This is a genomic window from Brevibacillus borstelensis, from assembly GCF_003710865.1.
GTDB classification, from domain to species: domain Bacteria; phylum Bacillota; class Bacilli; order Brevibacillales; family Brevibacillaceae; genus Brevibacillus; species Brevibacillus borstelensis.
On sequence record NZ_RHHO01000011.1, the window covers coordinates 278,394 to 300,771 of the forward strand.

The following is a 22,378-nucleotide window of genomic DNA, read 5'->3' on the forward strand; positions in this document are numbered from 1 at the left end:
AGCGTATTTCTTCATGGAAAAGCTTTTGGTCCTTTCCTTCGAGGTTGAAAATCTTGTGCCCTCTGCTCTATAAGGACTGCGAAAAGAAGGGCGGCAGGGAAAGTGTGACCAACCAGAACTGTCGGATAAATCGTTGTAGTGCATGCAGGTTTCCTCTGTCATACTTTTATCATACTTGAAATTTCTGCAGGAGGAATCCTGGAAAACTTTGTCGAACTACTAACAAGACTATCTTTTTATGGCGAATGGTCTGTAAAATGAAGTAAGATACCTCCTCTGCGACCTTCATCGGAATGGCGGAGCGAGGAAAGGGGCAGGCAGAATGGACCAGACCAAATTGCGCATTTTGTCTGCAGCAGCAACCCTTTTTGACCAAAAGGGGTACCATGGAACCAGTGTCAGACAAATTGCTGAAGCAGCCGAAGTGAATGCCGCCCTGATTTCGTATCACTTCAAAGGGAAACAGGGTGTTCTCGAAAGGCTGATTTCTTACTACTTTGAAACCTTGTTTCAACAGCTGGAACAGCTCGAGGAGAGCGAGAAAGACCTTCTCCCGATGGAAAGACTGGAAGGGGTCATCCGGCTTTATGTCACATTTCAAAGCGAGCACGCGGCAACGACAAGGCTGATCCAGCGAGAGCTGAGCGTGGAGTCGATGTTGGCCCGTGAAGTGATGACGCTGTATATTAGCCGCTGGAAACACGGAATCGCAAAACCGATCGAAGAAGGGATTGCGGCCGGCGTTTTTATGCCTGTGTCTGTGGAACACGTCCTCTTGATGACAGCAAGCCAATTGATATATCCTTTTCTCCATCCCCAAACAGTGCGGGAGGTTTACTATCTGGAGCCTGCTTCGGCAGAATTTGCAGAGTGGCTGCTTGCCGAAATCATGCGTTCTTTGCATGGATGGCTCTGTTTGCCTTACAATCAGCAAAAGTAAAAACAGCTTTGCCTACAGGGAATTTTGACGCTAAGGGGTTGTCCTAACCGTGAAGAAGAAATGGATCCTGCTCTGCCTTGCAGGAATGATGTTATATAGCCAACCGGCATTGGCCGCGCCTTTCCCGGATAAAACGGATGCAGTCGTACAGGACGCAGGAAAATATACGAAACCAGAGGATCAGAAGAAACTTACAGAGGCAATCAAGCAGCTGCCGGGTACATACAAGGTCGTCGTCGTCGAAAGCACGCAGCCAGAGGCGCAAAGCCCAGACGAGTATGCACAGAAGCTGTACGACAACTACAATTTGCCGGAAGATGCGATGATGATTGTGCTGGATATCAATACCGAACAGCTCGGTGTTTATGCCGGTCCTGCGCTCCAGGCGAAGGGTGCCAGCATGACGATGCTGCATGACAAGGTGACGGCTTACTATGAGCCCTTTCGGAATCAAAAGGATTACTTGTCCGGCATCCAGACGTTTCTCGATGAGGTTGCCGCTGAACTAGACAGACAGCAAAATCAAACGCAGCCTGCCAATAACCCTGCTGCAGATGAAAGCACGCAGGAGGAAAAAGCCGAAAAGCCTGCTTGGGCCAAGCTTCCTTGGTGGTTGTACGCCATTGGGGCCGTCTTTGCAGCTTTGTCTGTCGGTCTGATCTACGCGATGATCAGACGCCGGGCCATTTTTGCCCAAGTGGATGATGTAGAGGATTGGAAAGACGAGCTTGTCGAGAAAATCAACGTAATGGAGATGGACAAGCCGCTTCGCCGGGCTTCCGGAAAGACGGAAGAGAAGTACATGTTCCTGGCAGACCGCAAAGAAAATCTGCTGCGAAATCGCATACCGGATGTCGATATGATGATACTTGACGCGGAGGAAGCATGCGACCGCTTCCGCTTCAAGCTGGCCTTGGGACTGCTGGACGAGGCGAGAGAGACGTTGACCTCCATCGAGCAGGAGCTCAATGACTTAAAACAAGACACCGTCAAAGTGGTAACGACAAAAAAAGAAAGCAAGCTCGCTATCCCGGAAATCGGCAAACAACTGGAGCAGGTGGAGCGCCGCCTGTCCGATCTGCGTCTGGAGTACGGATTGTCGTTCCATGAGCTCAAGGCCGGACTGGATGAGGCCTACGCCATTCGCACCCGAATTAAAGAAGTGCGGGCAGACGGCGACGATGTCGCTGCGTACGATCTTACCTTGAAAGCGCAAAAGATTTTGGGCAGGATCACAGATGCGATCGATAGCATTCCGAAATGGAACGAGCGTATCCGCAAAGAGCTTCCCGAAGAGTACCGCCAGTTGGAGGAAGGAATTGCACAAGCGGCAAGGGACGGATACGATTTGAACCGAAGTGTGCTGGACAACTCTCTCCTGCAGGCAAAGCAGCTCATGATGGCTGCCAAGGCTGCTTTGGAGGAAGGGAATCTGGAGATGCTGGAGACCCACGTGAAGGCATTTGAGGTTCTGCTTGACTCGACCTGTCAAAGTATCGAAGAGGCCATCCTGACCGAGCGAAATGGAGCCGCCTCCGCTCAAGTGGCAGCGGCTGCTTCCCCGACTGCTTACCCGGCTGAAGCAGAGTCGATGGAACCGGAGATTATCGGTTTTGACATAGAGAGATCTGCTGTCTCTACTGGTCACCAAGAGAAGGCCGGCCAAGAGAATACGATCGAAGAACATTCAGAGAGGGAAGGCAGTACACAAGCGGCTCCTCCAATCAGCCAGGAAGCACTTGAGACGATGGCTGCAGCAGCACCTTCTGTCGAACCGGATGTGGCCCGTTTGCAAACGGAGCCGGAGATCATCGGTCAGGTTTTGCCTCCGGTACAAGAGATGCGGGAAGAACGGCCTTTTGCAGGGGCTGCCAATGAAATAAGCGGCGCGGAGCGGGCAGAGCTGTTGAACAGTGCCGTTGACAGGAAAAAGGACAACGCCGCAGCTCCCAAGCGTCAAGAACCGGACTATGACGAGGACGACGAGGAATACGAGCTCGTGATCCCGAAAATGGCTTCGGATTGGCAGGAAGAAGAAGCGGAAGAAGAGGCGGAGCGCCTGGTGATCGAGACCGAAGACGAGGCGTTGGATGAGCTGGAACGCATCTCCAATGCATTGGTCCGGATTCGCCAGCAGATTAAGCGAAGCTATTTGCCGGGTGTACCGGAGCATTTGAAGTACTTGTTTGAAGACATTGTGCAAATTTTGGCCCGCATCCAGGCAGTTATGGAAACGTATCGCTATGACATCGAGGAAGTCGCGATGCTGATCAACGATGCCAATGAGTTGCTGCTGGAAACGGAGCGTTTGGCCGAGCGGACGATTTCCGACTGCCAGCAGGCGGAGGGGGCCATCCAGTACACCAATCGCTACAGAAGGCAAAATCGGCAGGTAAACGAACTTTTGACAAAGGCCGAACAGGCATTTCGCCAGCTGTTGTTTGCCGAAGCGTTCCAATTGGCTGAAGAAGCCCGCCTGATCGTGGAAGGCGATCCGGAAGAGACGGAAACGCGCTGGCTGCTGCGGCGCAAGAAGAAGGGGTGAAGCAGCTTGCTCCTGCCCATTTTCCTCCTCGCCGGCGGGATCTTGCTGATGATCCAGCCGCGAACCAAGCGGTGGCAAGCGCGTTTGCTCGCCCACTTCAACGGAAATGAACAAAAGGTCAAACAGAGAGCAAACACCTTCTTTTTGTTAGGGTTCGCGTTTATCATGGCAGGACTCGCCTTATTGTATCGTGTGACAACATGATAATCGCAAGAAACACGGCTTCGCCTTTCAGTGGCGAAGCTTTTTTTGCGCGGTGCCCATATTCTCAATGCGTACAAGCGGAAAAGAGCGGTTTGCACACAAAAAAAAGAACGTCGACTGTTGGATCGACGCCCATCTAGAAAGATAAAGGGAGTAGAGGTGTGAGAATCGGAATCCTACTGCTAGGGGGAGTAGAAATCCATTCACTCTTCTTCGAAAAAGAGTACCCACAAGCTAGTTTCCCCGTATAGAAAAAGCCTAAACCTCTTCGAGAAAAAATTGTAGAAATTTTATCCGCGTTTCTCCAGCGCAGCTTGGGCACTATGCGTACCAGCGACATATCCCGAGGAAAAAGCGATGGTAATGTTGTATCCGCCCGTATGAGCATGGACGTCCATCACCTCTCCCGCGAAGAAGAGTCCCGGCATCAGCTTGGATTGCATCGTCCGTGGATCGATTTCCTTGACGCTGACACCTCCACCGGTAATAAACGCTTCCTGCAAAGAAAGCGTGCCGGTGATCGTCAACGGAAACGCTTTGATCAACTGGGCGAACTCTCTCCACTGCTGTTTGCGCATGTGGCTCAGCGTCGTTTCTTCGGAAATGCCCGCCATGGACAAAAGAATCGGGATCAGTCTGTCCGGCAGATAGCCTTTGCAGACGTTTTTCACAGCCTTTTTGGGCTGCTCCTCCAACAAGCGCCAGCTCTCTTCGGCAACTTCGTCAAGATGCTTGTGAGGCATCAGGTCAATCGTCAGAGGGAGCGGGACCTGGCCGTGTTTCTTCTGGGTGACGGAGACATAGTGTCCCAGACGCAGGGCAGCAGGGCCGGAAATGCCAAAATGGGTAAAAATCATGTCGCCTTCCTGCGTACTGACCTTCTTTTTCTTTTTCGGATCATACAAAGTCAATTCCACTTCGCGAAGCGACAAGCCCTGCAGCGATTTGTCCCGGATAAAGGAATCGGCAGCAATCAGCGGCACTTCGGTAGGATACAGGTCGGTAATGGTGTGACCGGCATCCCGCGCCCATTCGTAGCCATCTCCAGTAGAACCTGTCTGCGGAACGGAGCATCCGCCTACCGCGATTACCACACAGGGTGCTTTCAGATGCTCGCCGCTTTTCAATAGCACGCCGTCCGTATGGCCGTTCTCGTACAGCACTTTCTCCACGGGACTGTTTAAGCGAAGCTCGACACCCTGGTTTTTGATCCGCTCGATCAGAGCGTTCGCCACCGTCACAGCTTTATCGGTGACGGGAAACATGCGCCCGCGGTCCTCTTCTTTTAAGGCAACGCCCAGCTCTTCAAAGTACCGGATAATGTCCTGATTGTTAAATTGAGAGAGTGCGCTGAACAGAAAGCGTCCGTTTCCGGGCATTTGCTTGATCAGCTCGTCCAGCTCCTTGGCATTCGTAACATTGCAGCGGCCGCCTCCGGAAATGATCAATTTGCGTCCGAGCTTGTTGCCCTTCTCCACCAGACAGACACGGGCCCCCTGGGAAGAAGCGGCAATGGAAGTCATCAGTCCGGCGGGACCGCCGCCAATGACGATGACATCGTAGTGACTAGCCTTCATCAGTTCTCGTCCTTTTTTCTTAGGGTATGATTGTACGTCTATTGTAGCACAGGAAAAGGAGCGAGCCTATTTTGCCCCGGCAAGCCTCTCACCTTGCAGCACGTCTTCAAGGGAACGCTTTTCCAGAATGTAAGAGGCGGTCGACTGCTGCCGGCAAATCCCGGTTACGATGTACCCTTTGGAAAAGTAGTGAGTGAACAGCTCGCGCGTGGCTTCCCGCCAGGCAGCGGCTGCTCCCATATCCGCCTGTTTGACGGCCTGGAAGTGCGCAGGAACAGGAAGCGACAAGCGCTCCTCCGATTGATCCAGATGTATTCCTGCTGGCTGCACGACACCGTTTTTCTCCTGATAGAAAAGGACGGCCGGAAGCCCGCTGGCGTCAGGTCGAACGCTTTTGCCGGCGTGGTGCTGCATGACGCGGTCGCTTGCGATATGCCAATCCAGTAAAAAACGGTCGGTCGGCAGACCCCGGTTCATATCATCTGCCAGTTCTCCGTAGCAGTTTGGAATATAGCGATGAACCACGCCGCCCAACTTGACCAGATTCAGGTAGGCATTGACCGTCTCAAGCGGGTCGTAGGTCCAGGTAATCCTTCGGTAGCCCTCCGCCAGTGCTTCGCTGCGCTGCATCCATTTCATCTGCACCCCCAGGCCTTGCTTCCGGTATTCAGGCAAAAAGCCGAGCATATGCGAGCAGAGATGCAGCTCCTGATCCGTGTAGCCGGGAAAGCTGTAGAGAAAGCCGATCATGCGGTCGCCGTCGAAGGCGCCAAGAAACAATCCGCCGAATTTGGCCAGTGTCAAGGTCATATGGCTAGGAACGACAGATGATTCGCTCCAGACTGCACTCTCCAGTTCCTCCAGCTTTTCCAGATCCGTTTTCTCTGCCAATTTTCGAAAGGTAATATTCATCGGCGTGCCTTCCTTTCCATTCCGTATCCATAGCATGTGACAGTTAACCATTCGCTCCGGGAATTCGGGATTCCTGCACATCGGGTGTTGCAGTACGGGATGGCAGGTTGCATCCCGGCAGTCCCTGATCAATAATAAAAGGGATGTACGAGAGAAGGGGGTACTGGTATGGAAAACCAGTTTCAATGGAACCTATGGAAGCGACTGACGGAAGCACCGGGCGTATCCGGCTTTGAAGGGCCTGTGCGCGCGATTATGCGGGAATACATAGGAGCATATACGGATGAGATTGTTCATGATCGTCTGGGAAGCATGTTTGGAGTCATGCGCGGCAACGAAAATGGACCGAAAATTATGGTCGCCGGACATATGGATGAGGTCGGGTTTATGGTCACCCGCATTTCGGAAAAAGGATTTCTGTCGTTCCAGACCGTTGGCGGCTGGTGGGGACAGGTTCTGCTTGCTCAGCGGGTACAGGTGATTACGCCGCAGGGAGCGATCGAAGGGGTCATCAGCTCGATCCCGCCGCATGTACTGAGCGACGACCAGCGCAATCGCCCGATGGATGTCCGCAACATGTACATTGACATCGGGGCCGATTCCCGCGAGGAGGCGGAAAAAGCGGGAGTTCGTCCGGGGCAGCAGATCGTTCCGGTATGCCCGCTCACCCAGATGGCCAACCCGCGACGGATCATGGCAAAGGCGTGGGACAATCGCTACGGCTGCAGCCTCGCTGTCGAGCTGGCCAAAGAGCTTCACGAGCATCGCGATCATCCCAATGTAGTCTATGTCGGAGCGACCGTGCAAGAGGAAGTCGCGGGTACACGGGGGGCCAAGACCGCGGCCGGCATGATTGACCCGGACCTGTTCCTGGCGGTGGACGCCAGTCCGGCGGGCGACATTCCCGGAGTAAGAGAAGGCGGAGGAAAACTAGGCGGCGGCGTTCTGATGCGGCTGTATGATCCGATGTACATCATGTCGCCCAACCTGCGCGATTTCCTCATCTCTGTCTGTGAAGAAGAAAACATCCCTTACCAGATCTACATCGCCAAAGGGGGCACCGATGCGGGCGTCGTCCAATATCATGGCACAGGGGTACCGTCTGCGGTGATCGGCATTCCGTCCCGCTACATTCACAGTCATGCGGCAATCATCGACCGGGATGACTATGAGGCAGCGAGGAAGCTTCTCTTTGCCGCTGTAAAGAGGCTTGATAAAGCGACATATGAAAGCATCCTGCCGCGATAGGGAAGGAGGAACAGGACGATGCAGGCCATAACCCTTTATGTAAAACAGCAGGGTGAACAGACCTCGTACGAGTACAACATTTACGATAACAAGTTTTCGCCGAGCAATCTGGCTGTGCGGAAAGTGTTGATGGCCATGCTGGAAAGCGTCCGTCAACGCCTGACCCATCTGGAAATCGAGTACAATGATCAGATGCTCGCTGACAATTGGGGGGCAAAGCGTTCTGCGGAGTGGCTGGTTTTTTTGGGGGCGACGCGAGACAGCATACGCGAAAACCGGAGCGGCGATGTGATTGTCAGCAGACAATTTCGGGCTCCGATGACGGCTGAGCGGTATGATTTCTTTTATACGCTGACCGATATTTCCACGTTTCCGCATTATCGGCTGCAGGAGAACGAGACAGACCGGATTGTGTTCTACTTCTCCCGCTATCTGCAGCTCATCGCGCCGCAGGAGGAAGCCGAAGCTTTTCTCGCAAAGTTGGAGGAGCTTCATCTTCCTTATAAATTAGTTCGTTTGGATTAAAAATTCCCGATTGCCAGCCCGGCGTCGAAAAACAAAAGCCATTTAGCCGTTTCCTTTGGCCAAATGGCTTTCTTTATGCTCAAAGCAGCAAAAGAGTATGGATTTCGCACATCCATTCAACTGCTGACGCGATGGATATAGGGCATTCCGTTTTTATCATGAATCCGGTCAATCATTTCAGTGACTCGCGAGATGTGGTGAGCATGGAAGAAGGTTTCTTCTGTCATGCACCGAAAAAAGGCAGCCACTACTTCCGGGCAAAATTGTGTACCGGCATTGCGAATAATCTCGTCGCAAGCTTTGGAATAGGAGAGCCCTTTTCGGTATGCGCGGGAGGATGTCATGGCATCAAACGAGTCTGCGACTGCGGCCACCCTTGCCAGCAGCGGAATTTCCTCGCCCGCGAGCTGATCAGGATACCCTTTTCCATCGTAGCGCTCATGATGATGGCGTGTTATGCATAAAATGGCGTCAATTTCAGCGGAGTTTTGCCTGCCTGCATCGGCGTACAGCCTTTTCAACAAAGCCTCGCCGCGTATCGGATGAGATCTGATAATTTCATACTCTTCATCTGTCAGGCGGCCCGGTTTTAGCAGTATGCTGTCCTCAATGCCGATTTTGCCAATATCGTGAAGAAGTCCGCCTGTGTACATCGTATCCAACGTTTTTTCATCCAGGTTCATGCTTTGGCCGATGACCCGCATGTAAAAAGCGACTCGCTGGGAGTGGCCCGATGTATACGAATCCCTTTCCTCCAAGGCGACGGCCAATGTTTTCAAAATGCCTTGATTGGTCTCCGCGAGCTGTTGGCCGCGCAGAGTGGAGCTGAGCAGCGCCTTGTCCTTCCGCTTCGTGTTATAAAAAAGAAATGCGGTGATCAGATAGCTGCCAAGAACCAATAAAACCAGTAAAGATTTCAACAAGGAAAGCTGATGGTAGAAGTCCGACTCGGCTGTGGTCAGGCTTACATGCCAGTCCCACTCGGGAAAATACCGTGCTACGGCGATTTTCGTGTCGCGCGTCTCGGTAGTCGGGTCCAATGACGGGTATGTAATAACGGTTTTTCCTTTATGCAGCACTTCACGAACAAGTGTCCGCCCATCAGCATCGGACAATTGAAACATGTTTTGCCCTTCCAGATGCGGGTGCACGAGCAAGTTGCCTTGCGAATTAAAGACGATAAAGGCATCTCCCGAACTCAAGGTCAGCTCCACATCGTTGGTATTGCGGGTTCCGTCCGGGAGCCTGGTTCCGGCCAACAATTTCTTGGCACTCTCTTGAGCCTCTGTGCGAGTTATCGAGTTGTCTTTGACCCGTTTGTCAAACAAGCTCAGTATCTGGAAGACGGAGTTCAACTGTCGGTCCATCGCCTGTACTTCGTTCTGGTAGTAGAGAAGCTTTGTCTGGGAGTAACCGAAGAACACGATTACGGAAAAGATGATAGGAAGCAACATAAGGAACAATGGATAAAGGCGCGTTATGGTCGTTTGCGTCGTTTTCGAAGGCAAGGCGCTACGTCCTTTCCGCAATTTGGTATTCTTCCTCCTCATAATAGGCGAAATCGCTTTAACCTTCAATAAATTCACGAATAATGTCGAAAAAAATAGAGGAAGGGATGGTGATCGCCATCCCTTTCAAGTCATGTAGAAGGGCGGTTTGGTCCCTCCAGTTTTTTATTCCCGTACCCCGGCTGATCATTTTGCACGGAACGAGGCTGTCTGTTGTCTTCGCTTCGTACCTCTTGGTTATTGGAGAAGCGCTTTTTCGATTCGTCCATCATGACCTCCTAGAAAATCCACTGCTGGCGGTTAGATGCCCGCCAGCGTGCAAACTGTCGATCCTGGATGTTGTCCTCAGCCTGTATGAGCAGAGAAGACAGGGGGATGCGCTGAAGCAGTTGCACCTTTTCCTCCTGAATGGGGGGACCATCTTGTTGTGTCCGTTCATCCATCTTTATTTGACACGCTCCTTTTTAGGCATAAAACGGGACTGGATCGGCCCTGCGGCCTCGCTTCCCTGCTTGTGACGCGGCATGGCGTAGAGAGCGAACAATCCCATAACGACAGCGAGAATGATTGTCGTAATGGCGTACACCACCCACGGATAGGGGCTCTTGACCCCGCCCAATCGCTCTACGAGTGTGCCGCCAACAGTTGTGCCGATGGCGGTGCCGATACCCGATACAAAGTTGGCAATCCCGAAATACGCCCCCAGCCATTCCTCTTTGGCAAAGTGACCGACGAGGCTGTCCTGCACAGGCATCAGAAGCATTTCCCCGATGATGAACAGGACGGCAGCAGCGCTCAGCGTGGCAAAGCGGTCCGCGAACCCGATGCCGAACAAACCGGCGCCTATCATCAGGATTCCCGCAACGAGCGATAAATACGGATTGATTTTCAGAAGCACAAAACGGGAAATCAGCCCCTGAAGCAGCACCACACTTACGGAATTGATCGTCCAGATCAGCCCGATCAAATGAGCGGAATGCAGCACGTACTCGCCGCGCAATGGCAGCACCAGCGTGAACTGGGCATAAAAGGCCCAGATCAATAGAGAGAGTCCGGAAAAGAGCAAAAAGCTCCGATGCCGGAAAATATGCCGGTACTCCGATAAGGGCGTGCGTTTGCAATCAGGTCCGACGCAGCGGTCGTTCGGCAGGGTAAACAGGATGCCGGCAGCAAGCAGCAAAAAAACAATCGAGGCCAAGACAAACGGATACAGATCCTTGGTGGTCATCCAGGTGATCGTCAGGCCCGCGATGATAATGCCGAGGTGAGCGAAAATCCCTCTCCAGGAAAAAGCTGCGGTCCGCTGGGTGTTGTCTACGGTGTCAGCGAGCAATGCTTTGATTGTCGGTGCCAGAAATCCAACTCCCAGTCCGTTCACACCTGAGAAAAACAGCAAGGCGGCGTAGCTGTCGCTGTAGTGGTAGCCGAGCATCGCAACAGCCTGGAGCAGTGCTCCCGCCAGCATGATCGAGCGCCGGCCGAGACGGTCGGACAGAGGACCTCCCAAAAGGCTGCCCGCCTGATACGCGATACTGCCGACACCGAGAATGATGCCGACCTGTCCGAGAGAGAGGGCACGGGCTTTTTTTAGGAAAATGGGAAAGATCGGCACGATCAGAAAGGAGGCCAGGTGCATGAAAAAAACCAGGACGAGCAGCAGTGCAAATATTTTGTTCCGCCATAGCTTTCCTGCCGCAACGGTCATAGAGCCGCCTCCTCTTTCGTTTCGGCAATCTTCCCCTAGTATGCATGTTCCCGTAGCCAGTCTATGCACCCGAAAATAGGCGAGAGCGGAATTGAAGGGATAACAGGCTTTCGTCCAATCCAACGGGTGCCTCTCGACATATACCTATACTGTAAAAAAACTGTGGGCATACATGGTGCAAGGTTGCGTCAACAAGGAGGGACAAACGTGAGAGGCTTTTTTGCAAATCACGAAGGGTTTGAAGTAGTGATTTGGATTCTGGTGATCATCTTTCTCCTCTCCATTTTCTTCGACGAAGGGATCGATTAAAGGTGAGTGCATACCGTCCGATTCGCCGGTTAAACCGCTATTACAAAAGAAATGACGGGTTTCGATCCTGGGTTAAGGCTAATGAACAGTGGTTTCGGGAAAATCCGGAAGTATTCCAGCAGGTTCTGCACAATCCCAATATGGTCAATCTGTTCATGGATCTGATGATGATGAACTCCGCGCAAATTCAAAAGAGACTTCGGCGAATGAGGGGACGAGGGAGAAGAGGCTGAGGGCTGCATACAAAAACGGCGTGTCGCTGGCGGCATGCCGTTTTTGCGTGTGTGAGAGCCGTTTGGCTGGGAGCCATATAGCTAGGGACATATAGCTAGGGACATATAGCCTTTCATATTTGTCCAGCCTCCGGCGTAGGGATAGACTAACGCTGTCAAGCCGGAGGGATGGAGATGGGGCAGGTCATTTTAACCTTTTTTGTGGCGTACGGCATTGTGGTCGGCGGTTCCCTGTGCGGTGGATTGGGCGCTTTTTTAAATGAAAAGCCGCCGCTCTGGTCCATTCATGATTTGGCTGACCAATTGAAAATATGGGGCCTTGTAGGTGCCTTGGGCGGAACGTTTGACTCCTTTTTGCAGATCGAAAAAATCCTCGCGGGCAATTTTTCGCCTGTGTTCAAACAGCTTGTCATGATCGTTGTCGCCTTCCTCGGGGCACATATGGGGACGATTTCGATTCAATGGCTGGTCCAGGTGCGTTCATGAAGGTTATGTTGTGGAAGCGTTACGTAGCTCTCCTGCTCATAGGCGCCATTCTCGGCGGGTCGGGAATGCTGTTTATTTACGGCAGGGAAATGGAGCAGATGATGCTTGTCAAGCGCAGTCTGGAACTGCTGAACGAAAAGCTGATGGAGGAAAATCAGAGCTTGAAGCAGTCGGAAAAAGTGGCCCGGAGAAAACAAGAGGTGGTCATCGATGAGATTCGGGTCACCGTCCTGGATTCAAAGCTGCATGAAACGATTCAACTGCAAATGACAAGGCAGTTGGAAAAAGACTTGGCTTCCCTGAAAGGAAAAAAAGTCGAGCAGGTGGCAGAAGTCCAGGAGATGCTCCATGAAATGCTGCGGAGAAGAGAGTACATCATCGAAGGAACGATGGTCGAGGTGCGCGTCAAAACGGTGGCGATCAGCCGGATTCTCCACTTGTTCGTGACTGCTGAAGTAAAACGCGAGGATATATGAAGATCGGGAAATCTATTTTCGGCAGCGAAACTTTTATTGCGACCCGCCGTATAAAAGGTACAGAAGCTTCTCACTGCATGAAAAAGCAAGGCAATCGATGCGTTGGTAAGGGGAGAATGAGTCCATGTCAATGTTTAAAAAGCTGTTGGCAAGCGTAGGTATCGGGGCTGCCCAAGTAGATGCCCGCCTGGAGAACGATTCGTTGATCCCGGGAGAATGGGTAAGAGGTGAGGTCCACATCACAGGTGGCGATGTTGCACAGGATGTGGACGAAATTTATATGTACGTCGTCACGCATTATGAGCGCGAGGCAAATGATCGCAAGGTAAAGGAAGAATGCACGCTCGGCAAGTACCGTCTTTCTGAACGGTTCGTGCTGAACCCGAAGGAAAAGAAGGTCATTCCGTTTTCCTTCCAGCTTCCGTACGAGACTCCGCTTACGATGGGACGGCAGCCTGTGTACCTGCGTACCGGACTGGACATTAAAAATGCCATCGATCCGGGAGATTCAGACTTCATCGAGGTTCGGCCGCATCCGCTGATGGAAAAAGTGCTGGACGCGATTCAGTCTCTCGGCTTTCAATTATTCAAAGTGGATTGCGAATACAATCGTCATCTCGGGCGCTCTTACCCGTTTGTGCAGGAGTTTGAGTTCCGTCCGACAGGCCCCTACCGCAGCCGACTGGAGGAGCTGGAGGCCGTCTTTTATTTGAAGGAGGGAGAACTGGAGGTTCTTCTGGAAATGGACAAACGAGCTCGCGGTTTTCTGGGAGCCTTTCAGGAAGCCTTCAATCTGGACGAACGCTACGCCCGTTTCCGGCTGACCCAGGCTGATTTGCATCGACCGGTCTCGGCGATTGCCGAAGGGATCGAAGAAATCATCCGTCGGAATATTCACTAGCAAAAGGCCAAGCCACGCTCTGAAAAAACCAATACGCATTTGACAAAAACACGCGGGAGTGTGAACGGCACCCCATTTGTTAGGCACAGCTAACATTTGGAGGTGCAGTTCAATTCCCGCGTTTTTATAACGATATGGGAGCTCGCCCACGGTCTGCCCAATCAATCATCCATGAAGAAGCGAACGGTTTGCAATCTTTGCTAACAATCTTCCGAACATCCGACAATCGAGAGCAGAATAAACAGCACCAGAATAAGACCGATACCGTTAAACCCGCCGCTCTTGAACAGACTACTCATGCAAGCATCCTCCTTTGTTTGAATGGGTTCCCTGCTATCGTATTTACGGGCGGGCCTTTCGGTGTTAGGGCGACTACCCATTTTGGGCGACAGGCCGCAGACTGGATCATTCTCAAGAACAATTGCTATTCTATTCGAAATATTATTGACAATGTTGAATCCCTTGACGTATGATTCGAAGTAATTGCATAGAGCGGATGACGATTGTGGGAGAGACCGGACCGAAGCGCCCGGCACCGAAGGAGCAAGTCCCAAAAATCCTTGGGAAAGAATCTCTCAGGTACAAGGTACCACAATTGGACGCACCTCTGGAGAGAGCGAACAGCCACCCAAGGGGAAGACTCCCGTGTCAGGAGTTAAACTCTCAGGTAAAAGGACAGAGGAGAGGTAGATTACGTGCTATCTATCTTTCCCTTGTCCTTTTTTGCGTTCGGGAAAGATGGGAGCCAAGGGAGGAATATCGATGAGCTTGCAGGATCACGACAAGGAAATTTTTGAAGCGATCGAAGCGGAACGCCAGCGCCAGCTCGGGACGCTTGAGTTGATCGCATCGGAAAACTTTGTGAGTCAGGACGTTTTGGACGCCATGGGATCGGTTCTGACCAACAAGTATGCGGAAGGCTATCCCGGAAAGCGGTATTACGGCGGCTGCGAGCACGTGGATGTAGTCGAACGCTTGGCGATCGAGCGAGTATCGAAGCTGTTTGGAGCAGCCTATGTCAATGTCCAGCCTCACTCCGGCGCACAGGCGAACACGGCCGTGTTCTTTTCGCTGCTGCAGCCGGGAGATACCTTCATGGGAATGAATCTGTCGCACGGTGGCCATCTGACGCATGGAAGTCCGGTCAGCCTCTCGGGAAAGTGGTTTAATGTCGTGGCATACGGGGTCCGCGAAGAGGATCACCTGATCGATTATGACGAAGTGGAAGCGATTGCCCGCCGGGAAAAGCCGAAGATCATCATCGCAGGCGGCAGCGCCTATTCGCGGACGCTTGATTTCGCCCGCTTTCGCGAGATCGCCGAGCAGGCAGGAGCAAAGCTGATGGTAGACATGGCTCATATCGCCGGCTTGGTGGCGGCGGGCGTGCATCCTTCGCCCGTTCCCCATGCTGACGTCGTGACAAGTACCACGCATAAGACGCTGAGAGGACCGCGCGGCGGCATTGTGTTAACGAATGACGAGGAGATCGCAAAGGGCGTAAACAAAGCGATATTCCCAGGTATTCAGGGCGGGCCGCTGATGCATATCATAGCGGCAAAGGCAGTCTCTTTTAAAGAAGCGCTGCAGCCCGAGTTCAAGAGCTACGCGGAGCAAGTGGTGAAAAACGCAAAGGTTCTCGCCGAGACCTTGCTCGAAGAAGGAGCGAGACTGGTTTCGGGGGGCACGGACAATCACCTGCTGCTTCTCGACGTTCGCGTCTTCGGACTGACAGGAAAGGAAGCGGAGCGGCTGTTGGAAGAAGCGGGCATCACTGTCAACAAAAACACGATTCCGTTTGATCCGGAAAGCCCGTTTGTCACCAGCGGGATTCGCATCGGCACTGCCGCTGCCACCACAAGGGGCATGAAAGAAGCGGAAATGAAGACCATCGGACGATCGATTGCTGCTGTTCTGAAAGGAAAAGGAGATCCGTCCGTTCGAGATACGATCAGTCAGTTATGTGCTGCCTATCCGCTTTACAGTCGCGCTTCAGTTTTGCACTGACGGAGGCTGGCGATGATTTACAAATTGAGCAACCCGGCGGAAGTAAGCGAATTGCTTTCTGCAGAACAGTACATGGCGTTTGTTTCAGAAGAGTAGGAAGCGGCTCCTGCGGGAATGGTGGAACGGACAGGTCCTTTATGGCATAAACCATAAGGGGCCTGTTCTTTTATTGTCTATTTTTTGATTTGCATGTATAAGCCGGGATTTTTCTGACAATACTGCGACTATACATAACCGCAAGGAGGAAAAAATGGAATGAATTTACTGGAGAAAACTAGAAGGATTAACGTCATGCTGCAAAAGACGATGGGAGGAAGCGGGGTAGGGTATCATGATCTGGCTCGGCTGCTGGCTGATGTGATTGGCGCGAACGTCTACATCGTGACGGCAGACGGGACGATTCTCGGAAACGGGGTTCGGGAGGATTTTGGCATCGGACAGGGGCAGGACGGCCGGTCAGGCGCAATGCTGCCATACGGCTACAATCAAAAGCTTTTGGAAGTCAATCAGTCTCTGGCCAATGAGGGGGTACAAAGCCCGTACAGCATGGTACCAGAGGAGCTGTTGCCGCTCTTCCCGCAAATGATGACGACCATCGTTCCGATCAACGCAGGCGGAAGCCGTTTGGGTACCCTCGTATTGCTGCGGGCTTACGGCACTTTTGAAACAGAGGATCTGATCCTGGCCGAAATCGGGGCAACCGTAATCGGCATGAAAATTGTCCGTCAGCGCACGGAACAAATTGAAAATGAAGTTCGCGACAAGACCTTTGCCAAAATCGCGCTTTCCTCCCTTTCCTACAGTGAGCAAATCGCCATCGAAAAAATCATGGAACAGCTCGATGCCAAAGAAGGCCTGCTCGTCGCAAGCCAGTTGGCCGATCAGGCCGGACTGACCCGTTCCGTCATCGTCAACGCGCTCAGAAAGCTTGCCAGTGCAGGTGTGCTGGAATCCCGTTCTCTCGGGATGAAAGGGACCTACATCAAAGTATTGAACGACAAATTCCCGTCCGAATTGGCGAAGTGGAAGACGTCCTAAAGCGAAAATGCCCAATCCAATGCGGATCGGGCGTTTTTCTTTTTGCAGGTGATGGAAAGAGGCAGGAGGGGAGCGTGTGTGCCGGGCGCGCAGAACGCTCTGAACGCCCCGAACGCTTTGAACGCTCTGAACGCTCCAAAGGCTCCAAACGCCCCAAACGCCCCGAACGCGCCTGCCTCCCTTGCCCCGGTCAAACAGACAGCGTGGTTTGCGGTTTTTCTTGCTCCTGCTGCTTTTTGGCACCTTGCTGAGCCCATAGCGGATGCTGCTCCGCCTCCCTAAAGTGGCGAAACAGGATCAGACTCATCCCGAGCAAGCCGACAGCAATTCCGCCGACGAGAAGCAGCGTACCGGCTTCCAACATCTTTGTTTCAAGCAGAAATGAGCAAAGGGCATAGCTGACCGGACCGAGTCCGATGGACATCGTTGTCAGCAAAGACATGACTCTGCCCAACATGTGGGCGGGGACGATGGTCTGAATGTAGGTGATCAAAGGGATGTTGGTCATCGCCATCGTTATTCCCACAAGCAGCATCATCGACAGACCGAACGGCAGAACATGCATAAAGGAAACGGCAAGGATGCCTGCCCCCATCAGACCGAGGAAGAACGGAAGCAGCAGAAAGCGTCCGCGAAAGCCATTGCAGGCGCCGGTAATGACTCCGCCAATGATCGTGCCGACTCCGAGAGAAGTGCTCAGAGAGCTGTAAGCATTGCTGTCCCAGCCCAATTGCTTGACGAGGAGCGGCAGCCCCATGTTGACAGGACCTGAGAACATCATGTTTACGACCAGCGAGGTTCCGAAGATGATCATCAGCACCGGGATGGTTTTGGCAAAGAGGATTCCTTCAAAAATCTGCCGGAAAAAGGAGGGTTCTTTTGTTTGGCGTGAGGTGTCAATTTCCTCTGCCGGCTCCAGACGAAGGGTAGAAATGATCAGTGTACCGATGAAAAAGGCGGCTGCCATGACAAGAAAGGTCGCGGGATAGCTGGTCAACCGCATCAAGAGCGCTGCCGTGAGCGGACCGCCGACAAGGCTGATCTGCTGTGCGATTTCCATAAGGCTGTTGGCGGGAGCAAGCTGCTCGCGGGAGACGACAAAAGGCAGGACGCTGCTTCTCGCAGGCCAGAAGAAAGCGTCGACGGTACCGAACAGGAAGGCTGTGAGATACGCGGCATAAGGCAGCCAATGACCGGTTTCCTGCAGCAGCAGCAAGCCGAAGGCGCCCAGGACAACTCCGCGGGCCAGGATGGAGCCAAACATGATCCACTTTCGGTTGTACTTGTCAGCCGCGACGCCCCCCACCAGCATAAAGAGCAGGCGCGGGATGGACATGCACATCAGTGTCGTCCCGAGAACCGCTTCTGATCCGGTCTTGTCGACGATAAACCAGGACAAGGCGATAAAAAAAGCGCCGTCAGCCAACGCTGAGATCAGATTGCCGATCCAGAGGCGGAGAAACTGGCTGTTGCGCCAGAGAACCGGATTAGGTGACGGAGTTGCCGTCATCGTCATTGGCGTCAGCCCTCCTGCTAATTTTTCCGACTGTCGTATCGTTGATAAATTCATAGCCGTCCGGCAGCGACTCGTCTTCCGCTACGTAAACGCGTTCATTCGTCATGAATCCGACGTGGACGAAATAAAATACTTCATTCGTATCTTCGATTTCCCCCGCGGCAATCCGGCGCAGGTGTCTTTCCTCAATATCGCCCAATTCCTTCAGGAGCTCGCGGTATTTGTCCAGCCATGCGTTGATTTCATCCCGCGGGCCTTTTATCTCGCCATTGCAGCCAAAAAGCGGCGGCCGTTTGGATTCCTCGGCAAAGTACAGGAAGCTCTCTTCCGGAGCATTGTACAGACGGGTTATGCTGCTGCGAAGATGGTTCAGCATCGTTTCCTGCATCAGCACGGTATCGTCTTTGAGGGACGGCAAGAGGGCGTCGCTTACTTTGAAGTCGTATGCTTTGGAGCGATAAAACTTTTGCACGATCCCGTTTTTTTCTTCCGTTCGAACGACTTCGATGAAGCCGTGATGCTCCAGCTCTTTCAGATGATAGTGCACCTTGGAGGGAGAGAGGGAAAGCTGGGTAGCCAGTTGCTTGCCGGTCTGTTCTTCCCGGACCAGCAGGTTGATGATCTCCATCCGAAGGGCGTCGCTGATTGCTTTCAGTTGCTCCGGGTTTTCGATGACCATGTAACGTTTCAAACGTAATCCACCTTTCAATGTGAAGTGAACGTATGTTATTTTTCAAACGTTCAAATTTTATTGAACGTATTGTAACAACAGAATGACTGGTAGCGCAAGAGGATTCTGCTTTTTTTCACAAATAGTGTTACAATACGGAAAAAAACGGTGAAAGGACAAGAGTAGAGCATGTCATCGATTCTTAAACACCCCGTCTTTCGCCGTCTATACGCGGCACACATCATTCACATCGTCGGAAATGAATTCACCTTTATCGCGGTTGTGGGTCTGCTGCAGGATCTCAGCGGCTCTGGCCTGTCGTTTGCGGCCGGTACGGTTTTTCGGATGCTGCCCTATGTAATCACGAGCTTGTTTTCAGGGGCACTGCTGGAAAACTGGGACAAGCGAAGAGTGATGATCATCGTGAATTTTTTGCGGGGGGTCCTGGTCAGCCTCTTTTTCTGGATCACGACACCCGCGTACCTATGGGCCGTTTTTTTGCTGTTAATTCTGGTCAACGTCTGCAGCGCCTTTTTTCAACCGGCCATGCAGGTAGCCATCGTCCAGTCGGTAAAGCAGGAGGACAGACTGCAAGCCAATTCGCTGTTGCAAGGAACGACGTCCTTTCTGATTATTGTCTGTCAGGGAGTAGCTGCGTTTTTGGTCTATTATTTTTCCTACCGATTTAATTTTCTCCTCGACGCCGCCTGTTATTTCGTCTCGCTGTTGATCCTGTTAAAGCTGCCGTCTCTCAGCGGCACGGAGATGAAAACGAGCATCGGCTTTTTCACGAGACTGCGGGAAGGAATTGACTATATCCGCACGGTTCCGAAAATCAAGTCTGTGCTGCTGTATCAAATGGCGGAACGAATGCTCGGCGCGTATTACATCATGCTGATGTTCCATATCTTGCAGGAGCGCAAAGAAGGCTTGTACGTCTTTGGTCTGCTTGATATACCGCTGGGACTGGGGGGAGTATTGGCCGGTGTTGTCGTGAGCAGGTGGGCAGACCGGGCCGGAGAAAAGGGAGTCAATACTGCGCTTGGCTGGGCCTTGGTAGCCATGAGCCTTTCCGTCTACGGGATGTTCCATTCAGGGCCTATCCTGGTGCTTGCGGTGGCCACCCTGTTTTGCGCTTTTGCTTCCTTCAGCTCTTCGATCATGGCGGTGACTCGTCTGCAGCGCTTGACGGATGCGGAATTTCTGGCCAGGGTCTTTTCGATCAGGGAGATGCTCACGATGGGGAGCTTTGCGGTGGGATGTCTGATCGTAGGCTACGGCGCGGAAAAAGCAGGGAGCTCGCTCGTTTCCACAGGTTTGGCCATTTTTGGAGTGATCGCCGGGCTGATTTGGCTTCTGGCAGCGCGGAGCCTTAAAGAACAGAAAAAAGAAGCAGTATAGCAGTTGCACATTCTCCTATCAGGAACACCTTTTTTGCATGATCGGCGCAAAAGAGGTGTTTTTTGTTCTCAATTAATCAATTTATATATTTTAATAAACATACTAGTTGAAAATGTATGTATTATAAATTAAAATGGTTGAAAAAGTGGAAAAAAGAGGAGATGCATGTGAAGGAACTTTGGAATCATTCCGGTTTTCGCTGGTACTGGACGGGATTGTTTTTGTCCTCGCTGGGAAATTCGTTTGGCTGGATGGCCCTCTCCTGGTTTGTGATGAAAAAGACGGGCTCGCCTGTGGCGATGGGGGGCGTCGTTCTTGCGTTCATGCTTTCATCGGTCGCGGCAGGTCTCGTCGTCGGGGTGCTGCTGGATCGCTTTAACCGGCGCAGACTCATTATTTGGGACAACATTTTGCGCGGCTTGATTTACATAGCGCTTGTCCTGGTGCTTCAGTCGGATTCGCTGCCGCTGTGGACAGTTTATGCCTTGATTATCATGGCGGGGCTGCTCTCGCCGCTCAGCAGCTCGGGAGCACAGGCGCTTCTGCCCCGACTGGTTCCGGACAAAAATCTGTTGGTAAGAGCAAACGGCTTGATGGAAAGCCAGTGGCAGATGACCGGTTTGTTCGGACCGGCCCTGGCAGGAATGTTGATCGCCTTGATCGGAGAGAGCATGGTCCTTTTGGTAGATGCATGTGCCATGTTCCTATGCGCGTTTTGTTTTTACCGCATTTCTGCTGAGTCTCTGGATGATGCTTCTCAGCAAAGCGCTGCGGGCAAGCCGGGGGAATTTTTTCGCTCGCTTGCAGCCGATATTTTGACCGGGTACCGCTTTCTTTTTAAACGGTCACAGCTCGTTTGGCTCATTCTGTTTACGTTTTTCTTCAACATGGCGTACGGCCCTGTCGAGGTTGCCCTGCCGCTTTATGCCGATCAGCTTCTGAAGGGAGGATCGCTTTCGCTCGGTCTGCTGTGGTCGGCGCTGGCAGGAGGAGCGCTGCTCGGTTCCGTCCTGTTCTCAGCGGTCACCTGGAGGATCTCTACCGGCGTCACGCTCTCCTCGATCATTGTCCTGTGGGGAATCACCACGCTACCGCTGGCTTTCTTTTCGCGAACAGATGTGGCCATCATCGCCATGGGGTTGGCAGGGCTGAGCTTTACCCCCTACAACATCATGTATCGCAGCTATTTGCAAAAAAACATTCCTTCTGAAATGCTGGGTCGTGTCTTGACGAGTGTGAGGACCATTACCGGAACGGGGATGCCGGCGGGGGCCGGCATCTCCGGTGTGCTGATTCCGCTGCTCGGATTGCAGGGGCTTCTCGGAGCTGCGTCTGCTGCTTGTATCGTAATTGGACTTTTCGCCTTCCCGCTTCTGCGAGGGCTTGATTCTTCCGGGCTACTTGCGGTTCAGGAGGGGAGCGGCCAAACGCTTCAGCCCGCTCGGCAGGAGGAGATAAAAAAGGGAGAGCAGGTGTAGGCGGCGGGGCATGGCTGCTTCATCCCGCTTGCGTTTGACAGCGCGGAGAATAAGCTTCGCCGTTTCCTCCGGAGTGAGCAGATAACGGGCGACCTTTCCCCGATAAGCGCCTGACTGATCGGCCCGATTTAAAAATGGAGTGTCGATTGGGCCGGGCAGGACGCTGGTGACGAATATACCGGTGTCAGCCAGCTCGTGGCGAAGCCCTTCGCTAAACCGATTGACGGCTGCCTTGCTGCCGGCGTAAACAGCCGCTTTGGCTGTTGCGACTTGTCCCGCCAATGAGCCGATATTGACGATGTGTCCGGAGTTTGCCGCCAGCATCAGAGGCAAGAGGGCGTGGGTCATGTAAAGCAGGCCCGATATATTGGTGTCTACAATCTGTTTGATTTGCTGCAGGTCCATATCTGCAAAAGGTGCAAACAAGGCTGTGCCGGCATTGTTGTACAAAAGATCGCACGTTCCGTAGTTTTGTTTGATCCAGTCGGCGAGCTTGGCACAACCGTCGGCGTCGGTGACATCGAGCAAATAGCAGCGGAGGTTGTCCGGGTTCCCCAACTGTTCGCGCAGGGCTGTCAGTCCTGCCTCCGATCGCCCGGTGGCAATGACCTGATCGCCTTGTTCGAGATGCAGACGAGCCAGCGCCCCGCCCAGTCCTCCCGTAGCGCCGGTGATGACGACAACTTGCCGTTTATCCATGAA

Annotated in this window: 22 protein-coding genes and 1 riboswitch; of the genes, 13 read left to right on the forward strand and 9 right to left on the reverse strand. The window is 52.7% G+C overall.

The genetic code is table 11. The annotated features are described in order from the left end of the window. Positions 1 to 322: 322 nt before the first annotated feature. Genes refZ through EDM54_RS06155 form a run of 3 tightly spaced genes read left to right on the forward strand, consistent with a single transcriptional unit; the run spans position 323 to position 3,689 of the window. Positions 323 to 940, forward strand: coding sequence for a forespore capture DNA-binding protein RefZ (refZ, locus tag EDM54_RS06145; protein ID WP_024982858.1), 618 nt, complete (start codon positions 323 to 325; stop codon positions 938 to 940). Between the two features lie 49 nt (positions 941 to 989). Beyond that, positions 990 to 3,485, forward strand: coding sequence for a septation ring formation regulator EzrA (locus tag EDM54_RS06150; RefSeq protein WP_122957929.1), 2,496 nt, complete (start codon positions 990 to 992; stop codon positions 3,483 to 3,485). 6 nt (positions 3,486 to 3,491) lie between these two features. Further along, entirely contained in the window at positions 3,492 to 3,689 is a 198-nt protein-coding gene (locus EDM54_RS06155; protein WP_003389193.1) for a hypothetical protein, read from the forward strand. A 290-nt stretch (positions 3,690 to 3,979) separates the two neighbouring features. Here EDM54_RS06155 and EDM54_RS06160 read toward each other — a convergent pair whose 3' ends face one another. Continuing rightward, positions 3,980 to 5,266, reverse strand: a complete 1,287-nt coding sequence (locus EDM54_RS06160; protein ID WP_003389195.1) for a BaiN/RdsA family NAD(P)/FAD-dependent oxidoreductase — start codon at positions 5,264 to 5,266, stop codon at positions 3,980 to 3,982. Positions 5,267 to 5,332: 66 nt separating this feature from the next. After that, positions 5,333 to 6,178: a GNAT family N-acetyltransferase gene (locus EDM54_RS06165; RefSeq protein ID WP_003389196.1), complete on the reverse strand. Its 846-nt coding sequence runs from the start codon at positions 6,176 to 6,178 to the stop codon at positions 5,333 to 5,335. A gap of 168 nt (positions 6,179 to 6,346) precedes the next feature. Between EDM54_RS06165 and EDM54_RS06170 the strand changes: the two genes are divergently transcribed. Together EDM54_RS06170 and EDM54_RS06175 are read left to right on the forward strand one after the other, a co-directional pair. After that, a complete protein-coding gene (locus EDM54_RS06170) occupies positions 6,347 to 7,426 on the forward strand; it encodes a M42 family metallopeptidase (protein ID WP_003389197.1) in 1,080 nt (359 codons plus the stop codon). 18 nt (positions 7,427 to 7,444) lie between these two features. Continuing rightward, entirely contained in the window at positions 7,445 to 7,951 is a 507-nt protein-coding gene (locus tag EDM54_RS06175; RefSeq protein WP_003389198.1) for a hypothetical protein, read from the forward strand. Positions 7,952 to 8,067: 116 nt separating this feature from the next. On the opposite strand, the gene EDM54_RS06180 is transcribed toward EDM54_RS06175, so the two are convergent. The 3 genes from EDM54_RS06180 to EDM54_RS06185 form a co-directional block, all read right to left on the reverse strand. Further along, the gene (locus tag EDM54_RS06180) at positions 8,068 to 9,480 is read right to left on the reverse strand and encodes an HD domain-containing phosphohydrolase (RefSeq protein ID WP_003389199.1); all 1,413 of its coding nucleotides are present in this window, start codon (positions 9,478 to 9,480) and stop codon (positions 8,068 to 8,070) included. Positions 9,481 to 9,590: 110 nt separating this feature from the next. Beyond that, on the reverse strand, positions 9,591 to 9,728 hold the full coding sequence (locus EDM54_RS26390; protein ID WP_170208328.1) for a hypothetical protein: 138 nt from the start codon (positions 9,726 to 9,728) through the stop codon (positions 9,591 to 9,593). A gap of 176 nt (positions 9,729 to 9,904) precedes the next feature. After that, positions 9,905 to 11,164 (reverse strand): MFS transporter, encoded by a 1,260-nt coding sequence (locus EDM54_RS06185; RefSeq protein ID WP_003389201.1) that lies wholly within the window; start codon positions 11,162 to 11,164, stop codon positions 9,905 to 9,907. A 311-nt stretch (positions 11,165 to 11,475) separates the two neighbouring features. Between EDM54_RS06185 and EDM54_RS06190 the strand changes: the two genes are divergently transcribed. The 4 genes from EDM54_RS06190 to EDM54_RS06205 all read left to right on the forward strand — a co-directional run bounded on the left by EDM54_RS06190 (position 11,476) and on the right by EDM54_RS06205 (position 13,569). Next, positions 11,476 to 11,706: a hypothetical protein gene (locus EDM54_RS06190; RefSeq protein WP_035979042.1), complete on the forward strand. Its 231-nt coding sequence runs from the start codon at positions 11,476 to 11,478 to the stop codon at positions 11,704 to 11,706. A gap of 174 nt (positions 11,707 to 11,880) precedes the next feature. Then, entirely contained in the window at positions 11,881 to 12,192 is a 312-nt protein-coding gene (locus EDM54_RS06195; RefSeq protein ID WP_003389202.1) for a YtrH family sporulation protein, read from the forward strand. Then, positions 12,189 to 12,668: a sporulation membrane protein YtrI gene (locus tag EDM54_RS06200; RefSeq protein WP_031933106.1), complete on the forward strand. Its 480-nt coding sequence runs from the start codon at positions 12,189 to 12,191 to the stop codon at positions 12,666 to 12,668. The genes EDM54_RS06195 and EDM54_RS06200 overlap by 4 nt, the downstream gene beginning before the upstream one ends. Before the next feature lie 124 nt (positions 12,669 to 12,792). Beyond that, positions 12,793 to 13,569, forward strand: a complete 777-nt coding sequence (locus EDM54_RS06205) for a sporulation protein (RefSeq protein ID WP_003389205.1) — start codon at positions 12,793 to 12,795, stop codon at positions 13,567 to 13,569. 200 nt (positions 13,570 to 13,769) lie between these two features. Here the strand turns inward: EDM54_RS06205 and yjcZ are convergent, their stop codons facing one another. Continuing rightward, the gene (gene yjcZ / locus EDM54_RS26205) at positions 13,770 to 13,868 is read right to left on the reverse strand and encodes a sporulation protein YjcZ (RefSeq protein ID WP_141334129.1); all 99 of its coding nucleotides are present in this window, start codon (positions 13,866 to 13,868) and stop codon (positions 13,770 to 13,772) included. A gap of 197 nt (positions 13,869 to 14,065) precedes the next feature. Then, positions 14,066 to 14,171, forward strand: a riboswitch (glycine riboswitch). 160 nt (positions 14,172 to 14,331) lie between these two features. Here yjcZ and glyA point away from each other — a divergent pair. Both glyA and codY read left to right on the forward strand, forming a co-directional pair. Beyond that, positions 14,332 to 15,573 (forward strand): serine hydroxymethyltransferase, encoded by a 1,242-nt coding sequence (gene glyA, locus EDM54_RS06215; protein WP_122957931.1) that lies wholly within the window; start codon positions 14,332 to 14,334, stop codon positions 15,571 to 15,573. A 255-nt stretch (positions 15,574 to 15,828) separates the two neighbouring features. Next, complete coding sequence (gene codY, locus EDM54_RS06220) at positions 15,829 to 16,611, forward strand: GTP-sensing pleiotropic transcriptional regulator CodY (RefSeq protein ID WP_031933103.1); 783 nt, start codon at positions 15,829 to 15,831, stop codon at positions 16,609 to 16,611. Between the two features lie 190 nt (positions 16,612 to 16,801). On the opposite strand, the gene EDM54_RS06230 is transcribed toward codY, so the two are convergent. Both EDM54_RS06230 and EDM54_RS06235 read right to left on the reverse strand, forming a co-directional pair. Next, positions 16,802 to 18,127 (reverse strand): MFS transporter, encoded by a 1,326-nt coding sequence (locus tag EDM54_RS06230; RefSeq protein WP_003389210.1) that lies wholly within the window; start codon positions 18,125 to 18,127, stop codon positions 16,802 to 16,804. Beyond that, a complete protein-coding gene (locus tag EDM54_RS06235) occupies positions 18,099 to 18,818 on the reverse strand; it encodes an ArsR/SmtB family transcription factor (protein ID WP_024982846.1) in 720 nt (239 codons plus the stop codon). Before EDM54_RS06235 ends, EDM54_RS06230 begins: the two co-directional genes overlap by 29 nt. A 168-nt stretch (positions 18,819 to 18,986) precedes the next feature. Here EDM54_RS06235 and EDM54_RS06240 point away from each other — a divergent pair, with 168 nt between their 5' ends. Beyond that, the gene (locus tag EDM54_RS06240; protein WP_024982845.1) at positions 18,987 to 20,198 is read left to right on the forward strand and encodes an MFS transporter; all 1,212 of its coding nucleotides are present in this window, start codon (positions 18,987 to 18,989) and stop codon (positions 20,196 to 20,198) included. A gap of 161 nt (positions 20,199 to 20,359) precedes the next feature. Continuing rightward, positions 20,360 to 21,676 (forward strand): MFS transporter, encoded by a 1,317-nt coding sequence (locus EDM54_RS06245; protein WP_251237988.1) that lies wholly within the window; start codon positions 20,360 to 20,362, stop codon positions 21,674 to 21,676. Here EDM54_RS06245 and EDM54_RS06250 read toward each other — a convergent pair. Next, entirely contained in the window at positions 21,596 to 22,375 is a 780-nt protein-coding gene (locus EDM54_RS06250) for an SDR family NAD(P)-dependent oxidoreductase (protein WP_003389217.1), read from the reverse strand. The two genes, EDM54_RS06245 and EDM54_RS06250, sit on opposite strands and share 81 nt — an antisense overlap. Positions 22,376 to 22,378: the final 3 nt, after the last annotated feature.